Genomic DNA, 15,076 nt, shown 5'->3' with positions numbered 1-15,076 from the left:
TTGCCATTACACCGTGGCCAGCCAGGCGCGCAATCCGGGCGTATCGTAAGCCACGTTAAAGCGCAGCCACGCGCTGGGCCGGTGCTCGGGATCGAAGGCGCTGCCCGGCGCGAACCAGAAGCCCGCTGCTGCCGCTTCCTGCGCCAGCAACAGGGAATCCTTGCCGGCCGGATGACGGCACCAGATGAACATGCCTTGCGCCGTCGTTGAATACATTTGCCAGCCCCTATCCGACAGCAGCTGATGCATGCCGCTCCGGCCCTTTTCCAGGCGCGCGCACAGCTGCACGAGATGGCGCTCGTAGTGGCCATGCGTCAGCACCTGATAGACCGTCTGTTCGACGAATTCCGAAGTGGTGATGCTGATCATCAGCTTGATGCTGGCCAGCGTTTGCAGCAGCGGCGCTGCTGCCGCGATATAGCCGACCCGCAGGTCGGAAGAGATGGTCTTGCTGAAACCCGAGAGGTACACCACCCGCTGCAAGCCGTCCAGGCTAGCCAGCCTGGGCGCCTGGTCGGCGGCGAAGTCGCTGTAGATATCGTCGTCGACTATCGTGAAATCGTAATCCTCCGCCAGCCGCAGCAGGCGATGCGCCTTGGCCCAGCTGATGGAACTGCCGGTCGGATTGTGCAGCAGCGATTGCATGAAAAACAGCCGCGGCCGCAGGCCGCCGCGCAGCATGTTTTCCAGCGCGTCCAGATCAGGCCCGTCGGCCTGGCGCGGCACTGCCTGCATCGCCATCCCCGACAGGTGCAGCAAGCTGAACAGATTGTAGTAGCCGGGCGCTTCCACCAGCACCGTATCGCCCGCCGCGCAGCAACAGCGAATCAGCAGCTCCAGGCTGTGCGTGCTGCCGGCCGTCAGCAGGATCTGCTCGGCGCTGCAGTCTATCCCGCGCCGCGCCAGTCTCTGCCGCAGCACCTCGCGCAGCGGTGCATAGCCCAGGGCAGAGCCGTAGCAATACACATTGGCGGCGGGGCGCGCCGCGACGCTGCGCAAGTGCCGGTGCAAATCCAGTCCTTGCAGCCATTCCTTGGGTAATGCGCCGCTGCCGCATTTCAGCAAGGTGTTGGGTTCCACCAGGCCGCGGATCAGCAGCGCTACATCCAATACCTGCTCCAGGTGCGCCGGCCTGGCCTGGCGCGGCGCTGTGGCGTTGATCCGCACGTAGTAGCCGGAACCATGGCGCGGATTGAGCAAGCCCATCCCTGCCAGTTCTTCATACGCCGCCAGCACCGCATAGCGGCTGATGCCGAGCTGCGCAGCCAGCGCGCGTATCGACGCCATCTTGCTGCCGGCCGCGATTCGGCCTTGTTCTATCGCCTGTTTCAGCAACTGGCACAGTTGCTGTTGCGGCGGCAGGGGAGAGTGGCGGTCTAGCGCGATCGGCAGCATGCGGCGGTCCATGGCGAGGCAGGAGATGCCTTGATTATCGAACACTTGCGCTTACTGTGCGAACTGTTCGATAACAATTTGCGCAAGTGTTTGACGCCAGCGCCGGCGCCAGCGATATATTTCCATGCAGGCAGCCACGTCGTGGCGATTCCATCCACTTGAAGCACATCGAGGAGATCAGCATGCACGCCGAACAGCAAGGTCATTTTTCCACAGCCGAAGCGAATTACCAAGTCCACGACGCCGCCACCTTGAAAAGCGCGGCGCAAGTCCTCGATGCTTGTAAAAATGTCAGGGAAATGGCGCAGGAAGTCTCGGCGGCGGTAAAGCGTAATGAGATCTGGCGCGGCCAGCAGTGCCTCAACCTGCTGGCGCCGGAAGCGCCCACCAGCCCCACCGTGCGCAGCCTGCTGTCGTCCGAAATCGGCACGCGCGCAGCGGAAGGCCATATCGGGCCGGTCAACCGCTGGTTTGCCGGCACCCGCTATATCGACGAAGTCGAATCCTTGTGCATGGAGCTGCTCAAGCGCGCATTGCGCGCAGAGTATGCCGACCACCGCCTGTGCGCCAGCATGATCGGCAACCTGGCGGTATATACCGCGCTGACCCAGCCCGGCGACACCGTGATGACGGCGCCGCAGCCGTTCGGCGGCCATTCCAGCAACCGTGCCGATGGCCCGGCCGGAGTGCGCGGCCTGAACATCGTCGATATTCCATTTACGCCGGAGCTGGAGGTCGATCTCGACGCTTTCCGCCGCGTGGCGCAACAGCACCAGCCGAAGCTGGTCACGCTGGGCATGTCGATGACGCTGTTTGCGCTGCCGGCCAAAGAGATCAGCGAGATCATCGCGCCCTGGGGCGGCAAGCTGTTTTTCGATGGCGCCCATCAGCTCGGGCTGATCGCCGGCGGCCAGTTCCAGGATCCGCTGCGCGAGGGCGCGGCGGTGCTTACCGGTTCCGCCGGCAAGACCTGGAGCGGCCCGCAAAGCGGCATCATGGCCTGGAACGATCCCGCCATTACCGAACGCCTGGCGTGGGCAGTGTTTCCGGTGCTGGCCGCAACCCACCAGGTGAACCGGGTGGCGGCGCTGGCGGTGTCGGCGGCGGAGATGATCGAGTTCGGCCACGCCTACATGGCGCAGATCGTCAGGAATTCACAGGCGCTGGGACGCGCGCTGGAGCAGCGCGGCATCCCGGTGATCGGCGCCAGCCGTGGCTATAGCCAGACCCATCAGGTGATTGCCGACGTCAGGCAATTCGGCGGTGGCCTGGAAGTGGCGCACCAGCTGGCGCGCGCCAACCTGATCACCAACAAGAACCTGATTCCGGGCGACGCAGCGGCAGACTGGGACCGCCCGAGCGGCTTGCGCATCGGCAGCATTGAAGTGACGCGGCTCGGCATGCGGGAAGCGCAGATGGACGACATCGCGGAATTCTTTGCGCGCGTGCTGCTGCGCAACGAGCCAGTAGAACGGGTGCAGCAGGACGTGGTCGACTATCGCCGCCAGTACCAGACTTTGTACTACTGCTTTGAGAACGGCTTGCCGCCCGCGGCGTAGTCTCAATAGATTTGCGCAGCGACGTCGCGTATGGTCTGCTGCAGGATGGTCGCGCCCGGCGACAGGATCTGCAGGCGCCGGGTGATGATGCCGAAGCCGTCCATCTTGCAGGGCAGTTCGATCGGCAGGATCGCCAGCACATTGACCTGCACATAGAAGCGCGCCACTTCGGCCGGCATCACATGCAGGAAATCGGTCTGCTGCAGCAGGCTGCTGATTACCAGGATCGCGGTGGTGTCGACCACATTGGCGGGCGGCGCCAGGCCCTCCTTGTGGAACATCATGTCAACCCGGTGGCGCAGGATGCTGCCTTTCGGCGGCAGGATCCAGCCGCTGTCGGCGATATCCTTCAATTGCAGGTTGGAGACATGGCGCAGCGGATGATCGACCCGCGCCACCACGCATACCGGCTCGTCCGACAATTCTTCGTATTCGAGATTGCGGTTGTCGTCCTGGTCCATGATGCGCGCCACCAGGAAATCCAGCGAACCGCGCTGCAAGCGCTCCAGCAGGATATTGCTGCTCTCCACCTCGACGCCGATGCGCAGCATGGGCGCCTGCTGCTTGAGGCGCGCGATCGCCGGCGGCAGCAGCACCATCCCGGGCGACAGGATGGCGCCGACATTGACCTGTCCGGACAGGCCGGATTTCAAGGCGGTGATGTCGTCATGCGCGTGCGACAGGCTGGTTAGCGCCATGCGCGAATGGCGGATCATCGCCTCGCCGTAGATGGTCGGCCGCATGCCGCGCGGCAGCCGCTCGAACAGCAGCACATCCAGCATGTCTTCCAGATCCTTGAGCTGCTTGGAAGCGGCCGGCTGAGTCATGTTGAGCGCTTCGGCGGCGCGATGGATATTGCGTTCCTCGTCGAGCGCTATCAGCAAGAGCAGCTGGCGGGTTTTCAGGCGGGCGCGCAGGAACCAATTAGTGTCGTTGTTGGACATGGTTGTCTCTTTAGTTGATGTTTTTATATGCCGCCGCATCTCTCTTGCCGCAAGGCAGCGCTCAAAATGATACCAAACATAGTATCGATGTGGAGCAAAAATTCATTGGATGGATATCAATCGAATCCTTACTATGGGGCCAGCCTGATCATCAGGCCCATATAAAACAAAATAAATTCAAGGAGACGTATGATGCTTTTCACTACCACCTCGGGCGCACCTCTCAAGGCGCTGGCGGCTACCGCTGCATTCGGCCTGCTAGGCCTGGCTGCCATGCCGGCGCAGGCGCAAACCAATGTCACCATCTACGGCCGGGTCGATGCCGGCGTCGATTACCAAAGCAGCGTCGCCCTGAAAGACGCCAGCGGCAACCTGACCGGCCAGACCGGCAGCAAGCTGGCGGCTTCCGGCAACCAGTGGGGCACCAGCATGATCGGCTTCAAGGGTACCGAGGACCTGGGCGGCGGGCTGGGCGCCTTCTTCCTGCTGGAATCCGGCTTCGACGCCACCAAGGGCACCACCAACGGCAGCGCCTTGTTCAATCGGCGTTCGTACGTCGGCCTGAACGGCGGCGCCGGTTCGATCAAGTTCGGCAAGAATCTGTTCATCGTCAACGACGTCTGGTACCTCGATCCGACCGGCCAGCAATTCATGGGCACCGCCAGCCTGGTCAAGGGCCGCAACTGGCCGGGCGCCAACAACGTCATCGAATACCAGACGCCGACCTGGAGCGGCTTCAACGCCACCGCCCAGACCAGCCTGGGCGAAAAAGCCGGTTCCACCAAGAATGGCCGCAGCGACGGCATCTCCCTGGTGTACACCAACGGTGGCCTGGAGCTGCGCGGCATTTATGACGTGATCCGCGACGCCAATGGCCGCTATACCGATGTCTACACGGCGTCCAAGGATCTGATCGTGGGCGGCACTTACACGATAGATCAGCTGAAGCTGTTTGCCGGCTACGAGAATATCTCTGCTCCGGATACCGCCGCGCCCACAGCGCCTGACAAGCTGAATCACTACTGGATAGGCGCCAACTACGCAGTGACACCGGCCCTGACCCTGATCGGCGGCGCTTTCCACGCCAAGCTCAATCATGACGCCGGCAGCGCCAGCCTGTTCATGGTCGGCGCCAATTACAACCTGTCGAAGCGGACCTTGCTGTATGCGGCCGTCGGCACGGTGCGCAACAAGGGCAATGCCGACTTTGGCACCGAGTTCGACAATCCTTTGCCGGGACATGCGCAGAATGGCGGCTATGCCGGCATCAGCCATTCGTTCTGATTTATTTGCTTTAAACTGATGGGTAATGCAATAACGAGGTCGCAAGGCCTCGTTATTATTTTTTTCGAGGATCTGTAATGACAGCTGCTGCAGCCACCGCAAGCCTGGTATTCGACGGTAAACATCAGTTGGGAGAGGGCGTGCTGTGGTGCCGGCGCACGCAGCGTTTGCTGTGGACAGATATTCTCGGCGCCGCCTTGTGGTGCCTGACACCGGCCACAGGCGTGACGCAGAGCTGGCCCATGCCGGAGCGGCTGGCGACTTTTGCCCTGAGCGAGGACGATGACCGGCTGCTGCTGGGGCTGGCCTCGCAACTGGCCTGGTTCCGTTTTTCCGATCGGCAGATAACGCCGATTTGCGCGGTCGAGGCTGAACTGCCGCATACCCGGGTCAACGACGGCCGCTGCGACCGTTTCGGCCGTTTCGTCTTCGGCACCAAGAACGATGCCGCCGACATGGCTGCCTGCGCCTCGTTCTACCGGCTCAATACCGACCTGACGCTGGAGCGCCTGGCGCTGCTGCCGGTGGCGATCAGCAACAGCATCTGCTTCAGTCCGGACGGCCACACCATGTATTACTGCGATTCGCTCAGCAAGACGATCCGCTGCTGCGACTACGATACCGCGGCCGGCACGATCAGCAAGCAGCGCCTGTTTGCCGATCTGTCAGGACAGCCGGGCGAGCCGGACGGTTCTGCCATCGACAGCCAGGGTTATCTGTGGAATGCCCAGTGGGGCGGCCATCGCGTGCTGCGCCTGGCGCCGGACGGCAGCATCGAGCGCGTGCTCAAGGTGCCGGTGGCGCAACCCAGCTGCGTGGCGTTCGGCGGTGCGGAGCTGGATGATTTATATATCACCAGCGCGCGTGAATCGCTGTCGCCGGCGGCCTTGCTGGCCGAGCCTGCCGCCGGCGGCCTGTTCTTGCATCACGTGGCGGATGTGCGCGGTTTGCCGGAAGCGCGTTTTGGCGCGGCCTGATGGCCGCCGCCGTTGGCTGGCCGCTTACAGATAGCTGATGGTCATGATGACGGGGCCGGCCGCCGCATCGTGGGCAGACAGTCCCAGCTGCGTATCGCCCTGCACGGCCATGCGGTAGGCGTTGGCTTCCTTGCTACCCAATGGCTTGCCGTCGCGCGTCAAGGTGACCGTTGTCTTGGCAAAGCCGGCGTTGCTGCCGATGCGCTGGAACGAGACGTCGAAGGCGCTGCGTTGTTCGCAATGGATGTTGATCTGGCCGGCTTCGAAGCTGCTGGTGCTGCAAGGCGGTTCGACGATGCTGCCGACGAAATGAATGATGCCGCCATTGGCGCTGGCCATGGCGCCGGAGGCTAGGGACAGCAAGGCCGAGGCGGCAGCGAGTTTTAAGATGGCGATGTTCATTGTTACCCTTTCTAAGATCGTAAAACCCGCAAATGCGTTTCCACATAGAAATAGTACTATATGGAAACTACGTATGCCAGTATTTCACTGCGCTTAGCCGAGGAAACAGTTTGCTTTTATCTTGAGGAAAATCCTTTTCTTTTGAGAATATCCGGTCTGTGATGGCCTTCTTATGCCGCCAGGATGCGGCCGATCGCGGCGCTGTTGACAGCAATCTTTTCACTGTCTTGATACAGCAGTTCCATGCGCTGTTGCAGCGCATGCCAGGCCGGCCAATTCTCTGCTTCCGCCAGCGGCTCCGCCGCCTGTGGTGTTGCCGTCAGCGGTGCGGCGCCGGGCGCATCGGCTGGCGCCAACGGCGCATCAGGATTGAGCACATGCTCCGCCACTCCCAGGGTCTTGCAGACGCGCGCGGTGGCGGCATCCAGTTCCAGATTGACCGCGGCATGCGGCATGCCTTCGGCATTCCGCCGCAGCAGCATGCGCAGCGCGGCGACATGCGCCATCACCAGGTAATTCTGGACGATGAACTGATTCAGGTTTTCCACCGCGCGGTGTTTGCTGACCGGCTCGTCGAGCATGCGCACCAGGGTCGACGCCAACTCTGACATGCTGTCGAGGAAACGCTTGCGGCACAGGCGGTAGATGAAATCGTCGAGCACCTTGCCCTGCATCAGTTTGTTGCTGGCGTCGAGAAAGCGCTGGTTGTTCTTGATCACATTCTTGATCAGCTGCGGCAGCGTGCGGTATTCCCAGCTCGGCAGCACGAAACTGAAAGCGGTGGCGATCACCGCGCCGATCAGGGTATCGATCAGGCGCTCGCCGATGACGTGGCCGCTGCTGGGAATCACCAGATTGATCTGCAGCAGGATCTGCATGCTGGCGGCAATCGCCGTGTAGCGGTACTTGACGTAGATGAAGGCGGGCGCCGCCACGGTCGCCATGAACAAGATCCCGAGCAGGGCCACCGGTTCGTGCACGAAACGCAGGATCAGGGCTGTCGCCACGCAGCCGATCAGGGTGCCGATCAGACGGTCGCCGCGCCGTTGCTTGGTCTGGCTGAAGCTGGGCTTGAGAATGATGGCGATGGTCAGCACGATCCAGTAGCCGTGGCCGGCATAGGGCAGGGAATCCGCCGCCAGCAGGCCGCAGGAAATCGCCAGCGCCGCCCGCACGGAAAAGCGGAAAGTCGGCGAGTGCCAGCGCAGGTTGGACAGCAGCACTCCTAGCTGATACTTCTGCTGGGTCAGGAACGGCGTCATGTCCTTGCCCAGCAATACCGGCAGCGGTCCTTGCACGCTTTGGGTAGCGTGATGCAGTTGGTTGATCATGTCGATGGCGTCGACGATCTTGCCGTAGGCCGCGCGCAGGATGTCGAGCGCTTCTTCCGAGACCTTGCCGGCCAGGCTGTCCTGCTGCAACTGCTGCAATTCCGCTTCGATCGAACGCATTTCGGCCTTGTAGCTGACGCTGGCGAAGGACGCCCGCTTGCGCGTGACGGCGTAGGCGATCGCTTCGATATCCTTGGCAGCCTTGTTGACCAGGTCGCGCAGGTAGGTCAGCACTTCGGCGTCGGCCAGGTGCTGGCGCAGGATGGCATAGTCGGTATGGGTCGAAAGGATGTGTTCGTAGAGGTCGAACATGCCGAAGTGCACCTGCACCAGGATCGCATCCTGCTGGTTGCGCGGATCGCGCAGGATCAGGTCGCGCGAGGCCTGCTGTTTTTCAGCCAGCACGATCTGCTGCCGCACCAGGAGATTGAACTGGCTGCCGAGGTCGACGTGCATATCGTAGAAGTCGGCCTTGATATTGATATAGCGCGCCAGCTCGAACAGCGCTTCCGCCAGCACCTGCTGCTTGATGCGGCTGCGCAGGAACCACGATACCGCCATCGAGTAGGCCAGGTAAGCCAGGCCGCCGCTAAGGAACAGACCGGTGTGGAAAAACGCCTGTTCCACGTTCATGGCGTTTTCCATCGACAAGGTCATCACGAACAAGGCGGAAAACTGCAGGGGCATGGCTTTTTTGCCATACACCACCATCATGCTGGCGAGGAAGGTGACTACCACCAGCATGATGCTCAGCAGCCAGTGGAACGGCGCGCACAGGCTGATGATCAGCGTCACCGCGGTGCACAGCAGCACGCTGGACAGCATCTCGTTGAACTTGTGCCGCAGCGTGCTCGGCAAATCCATCAGGCTGGTGGAGAGGGCGCCGATGCAGACCGTCATCGCGGTCGGCAGGTCGCTGAACTGCAGCACCAGCATGGTCAGCCCCACGACGCCGGTGGCGATGCGCAAGCCAGTATAGAAATAGTGACTGAATATAAAGGTGCGCAGGTCCAGGGCGTAATGCATGTAGATGTTTTTCGGCGGTAGCTGGCGAGGCTCAAAGTGTACCGCGTTTGCCTGGATAAATTAAGGCGGATGGTGCAAAAAAGACATGAAACGGATTCATGGCAGGAATGCATGCGCCGAAAGCCGATTTTTACGGCTTTTTTACACTTTGTTTACACCCCCGTACTTTCTCTTTACGACATTTTTAGGAACTTTTCTATAGCCTGTCACTACCGAAACTAACCTGTAATGAGGGTAATGATGGACCTGGCAATGGATGGAATGTTTGTCGGTGCGATCGTGGCGATGTTTATCGTCACCTGGGCGCTGGCAGTGGGCTGCAAGAAGCTGGAGGATGGTCAATGAACCCGTTTTATGTACTCGGCGCGGTAGTCACCGTCGCGCTGCTGGTGTATCTGGTCGTGGCGTTGATCAAAGCGGAGGAATTCTGAGATGACCTCCCAATCCATCATGTTGCTGATCGCTTTCCTGGGAGTGCTGCTGGTCTTGAGCTATCCGCTGGGGAAGTACATCGTCCAGGTCGCCGCTGGCTCCTCCGACCATGCTCCGGTCACCGGCTTCGGCTGGTTTAACCGGATCGAACAATGGCTGTACCGTTGCGCCGGCATCCAGGCCAAGTCCGAGATGAACTGGAAGACCTATGCGCTGGCCCTGCTGATTTTCAATACCATCGGCGCGCTGGCGACCTATGGCTTGCAGCGCTTTCAGCTTTGGCTGCCGCTGAATCCGCAACACTTTGCTAATCTTAGCCCTGATTCTGCCTTCAACACAGCTGTCAGTTTTATCAGTAACACCAACTGGCAAGGTTATTCGGGCGAAAGCACGATGAGCTACCTGACCCAGATGCTGGTGCTGGCCGTGCAGAACTTCTTTTCAGCTGCTACCGGCATCGCGGTTGCCTTTGCCCTGATCCGCGGTTTCGCGCGCCATTCGGCACAGTCGATCGGTAATTTCTGGACCGACATCACCCGTTCCACGGCGTACATCCTGTTGCCGCTGGCGGTAATTTTCTCGGTGTTCCTGATCAGCCAGGGCGTGATCCAGAATTTCGATTCCTACAAGGACGCGACCATCGTTCAGCCGCTGACTTATCAGCAGCCAAAGGTCGGCGCAGACGGCCAACCGGCCAACGATGCAGCCGGCAAGCCGGTGCTGGAAACCATGAACACCAAGGTGCAGACCTTGGCCATGGGTCCGGTAGCGTCGCAGGAAGCGATCAAGATGCTGGGCACCAACGGCGGCGGTTTCTTCAACGCTAATTCGGCCCATCCTTATGAAAATCCGACGCCGTTGTCGAATTTCATGCAGATGCTGGCGATTTTCCTGATTCCGGCGGCGCTGTGCTTCACCTTCGGCTTCATGGTCGGCGATATCCGCCAGGGATGGGCGGTGCTGGCGGCTATGACCCTGATCTTCGTCGTCATGACCGCGGTCGTGATGTATGCAGAACAGCAGTCGCATCCCGGCCTGACCGCGATAGGCATCGACCAGACGCATAGCCTGCTGCAGTCCGGCGGCAATATGGAAGGCAAGGAAAGCCGCTTCGGCATCAGCGCATCGGCCTTGTTTGCGGCAGTCACCACCGCGGCTTCCTGCGGCGCCGTGAACGCCATGCACGATTCCTTCACCGCACTGGGCGGCCTGGTGCCGATGGCCCTGATACAGATGGGTGAAGTAGTGTTCGGCGGCGTCGGTTCCGGCCTGTACGGCATGCTGGTGTTCGCCATCATGGCGGTGTTCATCGCCGGCCTGATGATCGGCCGCACCCCAGAATACCTGGGCAAGAAGATCCAGTCGTTTGAAATGAAAATGACATCGATCGCGATCCTGGCGACACCGATCCTGGTGCTGGGCGGCACAGCCATCGCCGTCATGGCAACTGCCGGCGTGGCCGGCATCGCCAACCCGGGGGCGCATGGCTTCAGCGAGATCCTGTACGCCTTCTCGTCGGCCGCCAATAACAACGGCAGCGCCTTCGCCGGCCTGTCAGCCAACACGCCGTTCTATAACGTGATGCTGGCGATCGCCATGTGGTTCGGGCGTTTCATCATCATTGTCACGATCCTGGCGATGGCTGGCTCGTTTGCCGCCAAGAAGCGGCTGGAACCGAACTCCGGCACGATGCCGACCCATGGGCCACTGTTCATCGTGCTGCTGATCGGTGTGGTGGTGCTGGTGGGTGTGTTGAATTACGTACCGGCCTTGGCGCTTGGTCCGGTGGTTGAACATCTGCAGATGTTTGCACATTAAGCCGGATGGGGTGGGTCTCATGGCCCACCCCGGGTTTACAGAATAATTTCAAACGAAAGTAGAAAAACATCATGTCTCGCACCAATCTGACGCTCTTCGATTCCGCGCTGATGGGCCCGGCCATCGTCGCATCGTTCAAAAAGCTGGCGCCGCAAACGCAATTGCGCAACCCGGTCATGTTCGTGGTCTATGTCGGCAGTATCCTGACCACCTTATTGTATTTCCAGGCCCTGACCGGCAAGGGCGAGGCCAGTGCCGGCTTCATCCTGGCGATTTCGGTGTGGCTCTGGTTCACCGTCCTGTTCGCCAATTTTGCCGAAGCGCTGGCAGAGGGCCGCAGCAAGGCGCAGGCGGAATCGCTGCGCGCCTTGAAGCAAACCGTTTCCGCTAAAAAGCTGGAAGCCAACAGCAAGTCCAAGGGCGCGCTGAGCAACTGGTCGGCAACCCCGGCCAGCAACCTGCGCAAGGGTGATGTAGTGCTGGTGGAAGCGGGTGACGTCATCCCGGTCGACGGTGAAGTCATCGAAGGCGTGGCCTCGGTAGACGAAAGCGCGATCACCGGCGAATCCGCGCCTGTAATCCGTGAATCCGGCGGTGACTTTTCCGCCGTCACCGGCGGCACCCGGATCCTGTCCGACTGGCTGGTGGTGCGGGTCAGTGTCAATCCAGGCGAAGCCTTCCTGGACCGCATGATCTCGATGGTGGAAAGCGCCAAGCGCCAAAAAACACCTAACGAAATCGCCCTGACCATCTTGCTGGTGGCGCTGACCATCGTGTTCCTGCTGGTGACCGTGACGCTGCTGCCGTTTTCGCTGTTCAGCGTGGCCGCCGCCAAGTTCGGTACGCCGATCACCATCACGGTATTGGTGGCTTTGCTGGTATGTCTGATTCCGACCACCATCGGCGCCTTGTTGTCCGCCATCGGCGTGGCTGGCATGAGCCGCATGATGCAAGCCAACGTGATCGCTACCTCCGGCCGCGCAGTGGAAGCTGCCGGCGACGTCGACGTGCTGTTGCTGGACAAGACCGGCACCATCACCCTCGGCAACCGCCAGGCATCGGCCTTCATTCCGGCGCCAGGCATCACCGAGCAGCAGCTGGCAGATGTCGCCCAATTGGCCTCGCTGGCCGATGAAACGCCGGAAGGCCGCAGCATCGTGGTGCTGGCCAAGCAGCGTTTCAACATCCGCGAACGCGAGATGAATTCCCTGCACGCCACCTTCGTGCCGTTCACCGCGCAAACGCGCATGAGCGGCATCGATATCGGCGACGCCGGCAAAATTCGCGCCATCCGCAAGGGTTCGTCGGAAGCGCTGAAGAACTACATGACCGAGCTGGGCCATCCGTTTCCGGTCGAAGTGGCGCATAACGTCGACGACGTCGCCCGCCGCGGCAGTACGCCGCTGGTAGTGGTGGACGAAGGCGTGGTGATGGGTGTGGTCGAGCTGAAAGACATCGTCAAGGGCGGCATCAAGGAACGATTCGCCGAACTGCGCCGGATGGGCATCAAGACTGTCATGATCACTGGCGACAACCGTCTGACTGCAGCCTCGATTGCAGCGGAAGCCGGGGTCGATGACTTCCTGGCGGAAGCGACGCCGGAAGACAAGCTGAAACTGATCCGTAGCTATCAGTCGGAAGGCCGGCTGGTGGCGATGACCGGCGACGGCACCAACGATGCACCGGCGCTGGCGCAGGCTGACGTGGCGGTGGCGATGAACAGCGGCACCCAGGCGGCGAAGGAAGCCGGCAACATGGTCGATCTGGATTCCAACCCGACCAAGCTGCTGGAGATCGTCGAGATCGGCAAGCAGATGCTGATGACGCGCGGCGCCTTGTCGACTTTCTCGATCGCCAACGATATCGCCAAGTACTTCGCGATCATCCCGGCCGCCTTCATCACGACTTATCCGCAGCTGGCGGCGCTGAACGTGATGCATCTGGCCAGCCCGTCGTCGGCGATCATGTCCGCGGTTATTTTCAACGCCCTGATCATCGTGCTGCTGATTCCGCTGGCATTGAAAGGGGTGCGCTACCGCGCTGTCGGCGCTGCATCGCTGCTGCGCCGCAATCTGCTGATCTATGGCCTGGGCGGCATCGTCTTGCCCTTTATCGGTATCAAGCTGATTGACATGATCCTGTCGGTCATGCACCTGGTGTAATTAGGAGTATAGAAATGAAATCCGCTGCATCTACCGCATCTACAACATCTTCTGCAACAACACTGCCACCTGCAAAACTGGCCGTCAATTCGAAAGCTACCTCGCAAGGCGTATTGCGTCCGGCACTGGTGCTGTTCGTCGGCCTGACCGTCCTGTGCGGCGTGATCTATCCGCTGGCCGTGACCGGCATCGGCAAGGCTGTGTTCCCGGACCAGGCTGCCGGCAGCCTGATCATGCACGATGGCAAGCTGATCGGTTCGCGCCTGATCGGCCAGGAGTTTTCCGCCCCCAACTATTTCTGGGGACGCTTGTCGGCCACCAGCCCGATGCCTTACAACGCCCAGTCTTCCGGCGGCTCCAACTTCGGTCCGAGCAATCCGGCCCTGATCGACGCCGTCAAAGGCCGGGTCGACGCCCTCAAGGCGGCTGATCCTAGCAACACGCTGCCGATTCCGGTGGACCTGGTGACTGCCTCCGCCAGTGGCCTCGACCCTGAGATCAGCCTGGCCGCCGCCTACTACCAGGCCGACCGCGTGGCACGCGAGCGCAAGCTCGACGTCGACACCGTGCGCAGCCTGATCGCCAGCCTGCAAATGCAGCGCAGCCTGGGCTTCCTCGGCGAGCCGCGCGTCAATGTCATGGCATTGAACCTGGCGCTGGATCGGCAGCATCCGGCTGCAAACTAAGTTTCACCCCCGTTTCAACCTAGAGTGATAGTGGCTTGGAGGACTGGCCGTACATAGTACGGTCAGCTTCTGTACGTCTCTATCTCTCGAAAATTGAAATACAACATCGTCACACTACCTTTTGTTTCACTTGGAACTCATGAAGAAAATACTCTATTTCGCTGGCCTGATGACTGTCATCGGCGTGACTGCCTTTACCGCAAACTGCTCGCAGGCAGAAGAGGCGGCCATGGTTCCCGACAACGCGTTGACATTCAACGCCAGCCTGGTATCCGACTATCGCTTCCGCGGCATTTCGCAAACGCGCCTGAAGCCGGCGCTGCAAGGCGGCGCCGACTACAGCAACAACCCGACCGGCATCTATGTCGGCACCTGGTTGTCGACGCTGAAATGGATCAAGGATAGCGGCGGCAGCGGCAATATCGAATGGGATATCTATGCCGGCAAGAAGGGTAATTTCACGCAAGACCTGAGCTATGATTTCGGTGTGCTCACCTACGTTTATCCATCCAACGATTTGCATCCGAACGCCGATACGACTGAGCTCTACGGTCAGATCGGCTACGGCCCAGCCTACGTCAAGTATTCGCAGTCTGTGACCAATCTGTTCGGCTTCGCCGACAGCAAGAACAGCGGCTACCTGGATATCGGCGCCAATATCGATGTGACTAATGGCTATACGGTCAACCTGCATGCCGGCCATCAAACCGTGAAGAACTATTCGGCGTCCAGCTATACCGACTGGAAAGTCGGCCTGACCAAGGATTTCGGCTTCCTGTCCGGCAGCGTTGCCGTGATCGGCACCGACACCAAGAATTATGTCGGACCGTCGCCTGACCGTAAAAACCTGGGCAAGACTGCATTGGTGATCGCAGCGACAAAGACATTCTAAATATTGTTGCTTGGCTGTTCCTGCAGCAGTGGCCGACAAGGGTAAAACCTTCCGGTCGTTGCCATTTGTGGCCGCCACCGGGCAGGAACTTGAAATAGCATGCGATAGTGGCGACGGCAGATGAATTCAATCTACAATTGGCGTACAAATCAGTTGTCCCATACAACG

The 15,076-nt window shown here is 60.5% G+C and carries 12 protein-coding genes; 8 read left to right on the top strand and 4 right to left on the bottom strand.

The window, feature by feature from the left end; all coding sequences use genetic code 11:
* Positions 1-6: 6 nt before the first annotated feature.
* Positions 7-1,440 carry a PLP-dependent aminotransferase family protein gene (locus BCF11_RS02690; RefSeq protein WP_143751243.1) on the bottom strand — a complete coding sequence of 478 codons (1,434 nt, stop codon included), beginning with the start codon at positions 1,438-1,440 and terminating at the stop codon, positions 7-9.
* A gap of 137 nt (positions 1,441-1,577) precedes the next feature.
* On the opposite strand from BCF11_RS02690, the gene glyA reads away from it, so the two are divergent.
* Positions 1,578-2,954, top strand: coding sequence for a serine hydroxymethyltransferase (gene glyA / locus BCF11_RS02685; protein ID WP_098497287.1), 1,377 nt, complete (start codon positions 1,578-1,580; stop codon positions 2,952-2,954).
* A gap of 2 nt (positions 2,955-2,956) precedes the next feature.
* Here glyA and BCF11_RS02680 read toward each other — a convergent pair whose 3' ends face one another.
* A complete protein-coding gene (locus BCF11_RS02680; RefSeq protein ID WP_098493371.1) occupies positions 2,957-3,898 on the bottom strand; it encodes a LysR family transcriptional regulator in 942 nt (313 codons plus the stop codon).
* A gap of 189 nt (positions 3,899-4,087) precedes the next feature.
* On the opposite strand from BCF11_RS02680, the gene BCF11_RS02675 reads away from it, so the two are divergent.
* Positions 4,088-5,182, top strand: a complete 1,095-nt coding sequence (locus tag BCF11_RS02675) for a porin (protein ID WP_369827723.1) — start codon at positions 4,088-4,090, stop codon at positions 5,180-5,182.
* Between the two features lie 77 nt (positions 5,183-5,259).
* The gene (locus BCF11_RS02670; RefSeq protein WP_098493370.1) at positions 5,260-6,159 is read left to right on the top strand and encodes an SMP-30/gluconolactonase/LRE family protein; all 900 of its coding nucleotides are present in this window, start codon (positions 5,260-5,262) and stop codon (positions 6,157-6,159) included.
* 24 nt (positions 6,160-6,183) lie between these two features.
* Here the strand turns inward: BCF11_RS02670 and BCF11_RS02665 are convergent, their stop codons facing one another.
* Together BCF11_RS02665 and BCF11_RS02660 are read right to left on the bottom strand one after the other, a co-directional pair.
* On the bottom strand, positions 6,184-6,561 hold the full coding sequence (locus BCF11_RS02665) for a hypothetical protein (RefSeq protein WP_098493369.1): 378 nt from the start codon (positions 6,559-6,561) through the stop codon (positions 6,184-6,186).
* A gap of 170 nt (positions 6,562-6,731) precedes the next feature.
* A complete protein-coding gene (locus BCF11_RS02660) occupies positions 6,732-8,918 on the bottom strand; it encodes an FUSC family membrane protein (protein ID WP_098493368.1) in 2,187 nt (728 codons plus the stop codon).
* Positions 8,919-9,259: 341 nt separating this feature from the next.
* On the opposite strand from BCF11_RS02660, the gene kdpF reads away from it, so the two are divergent.
* The 5 genes from kdpF (at position 9,260) to BCF11_RS02635 (ending at position 14,908) form a co-directional block, all read left to right on the top strand.
* A complete protein-coding gene (gene kdpF, locus BCF11_RS02655) occupies positions 9,260-9,349 on the top strand; it encodes a K(+)-transporting ATPase subunit F (RefSeq protein WP_038491105.1) in 90 nt (29 codons plus the stop codon).
* 1 nt (position 9,350) lies between these two features.
* The gene (gene kdpA / locus BCF11_RS02650; protein ID WP_098493367.1) at positions 9,351-11,168 is read left to right on the top strand and encodes a potassium-transporting ATPase subunit KdpA; all 1,818 of its coding nucleotides are present in this window, start codon (positions 9,351-9,353) and stop codon (positions 11,166-11,168) included.
* 71 nt (positions 11,169-11,239) lie between these two features.
* Complete coding sequence (gene kdpB / locus BCF11_RS02645; RefSeq protein ID WP_098493366.1) at positions 11,240-13,330, top strand: potassium-transporting ATPase subunit KdpB; 2,091 nt, start codon at positions 11,240-11,242, stop codon at positions 13,328-13,330.
* Positions 13,331-13,344: 14 nt separating this feature from the next.
* Positions 13,345-14,016 carry a potassium-transporting ATPase subunit KdpC gene (gene kdpC / locus BCF11_RS02640; protein ID WP_098493365.1) on the top strand — a complete coding sequence of 224 codons (672 nt, stop codon included), beginning with the start codon at positions 13,345-13,347 and terminating at the stop codon, positions 14,014-14,016.
* A 139-nt stretch (positions 14,017-14,155) separates the two neighbouring features.
* Positions 14,156-14,908 carry a TorF family putative porin gene (locus BCF11_RS02635; protein WP_098493364.1) on the top strand — a complete coding sequence of 251 codons (753 nt, stop codon included), beginning with the start codon at positions 14,156-14,158 and terminating at the stop codon, positions 14,906-14,908.
* The last annotated feature ends 168 nt before the right edge of the window (positions 14,909-15,076 follow it).

The sequence above is a fragment of the Collimonas sp. PA-H2 genome, assembly GCF_002564105.1.
GTDB lineage: Bacteria > Pseudomonadota > Gammaproteobacteria > Burkholderiales > Burkholderiaceae_D > Collimonas.
The sequence above is the reverse complement of the archived record's forward strand: the minus strand, read 5'-3'. Positions and strand labels throughout refer to the sequence as shown.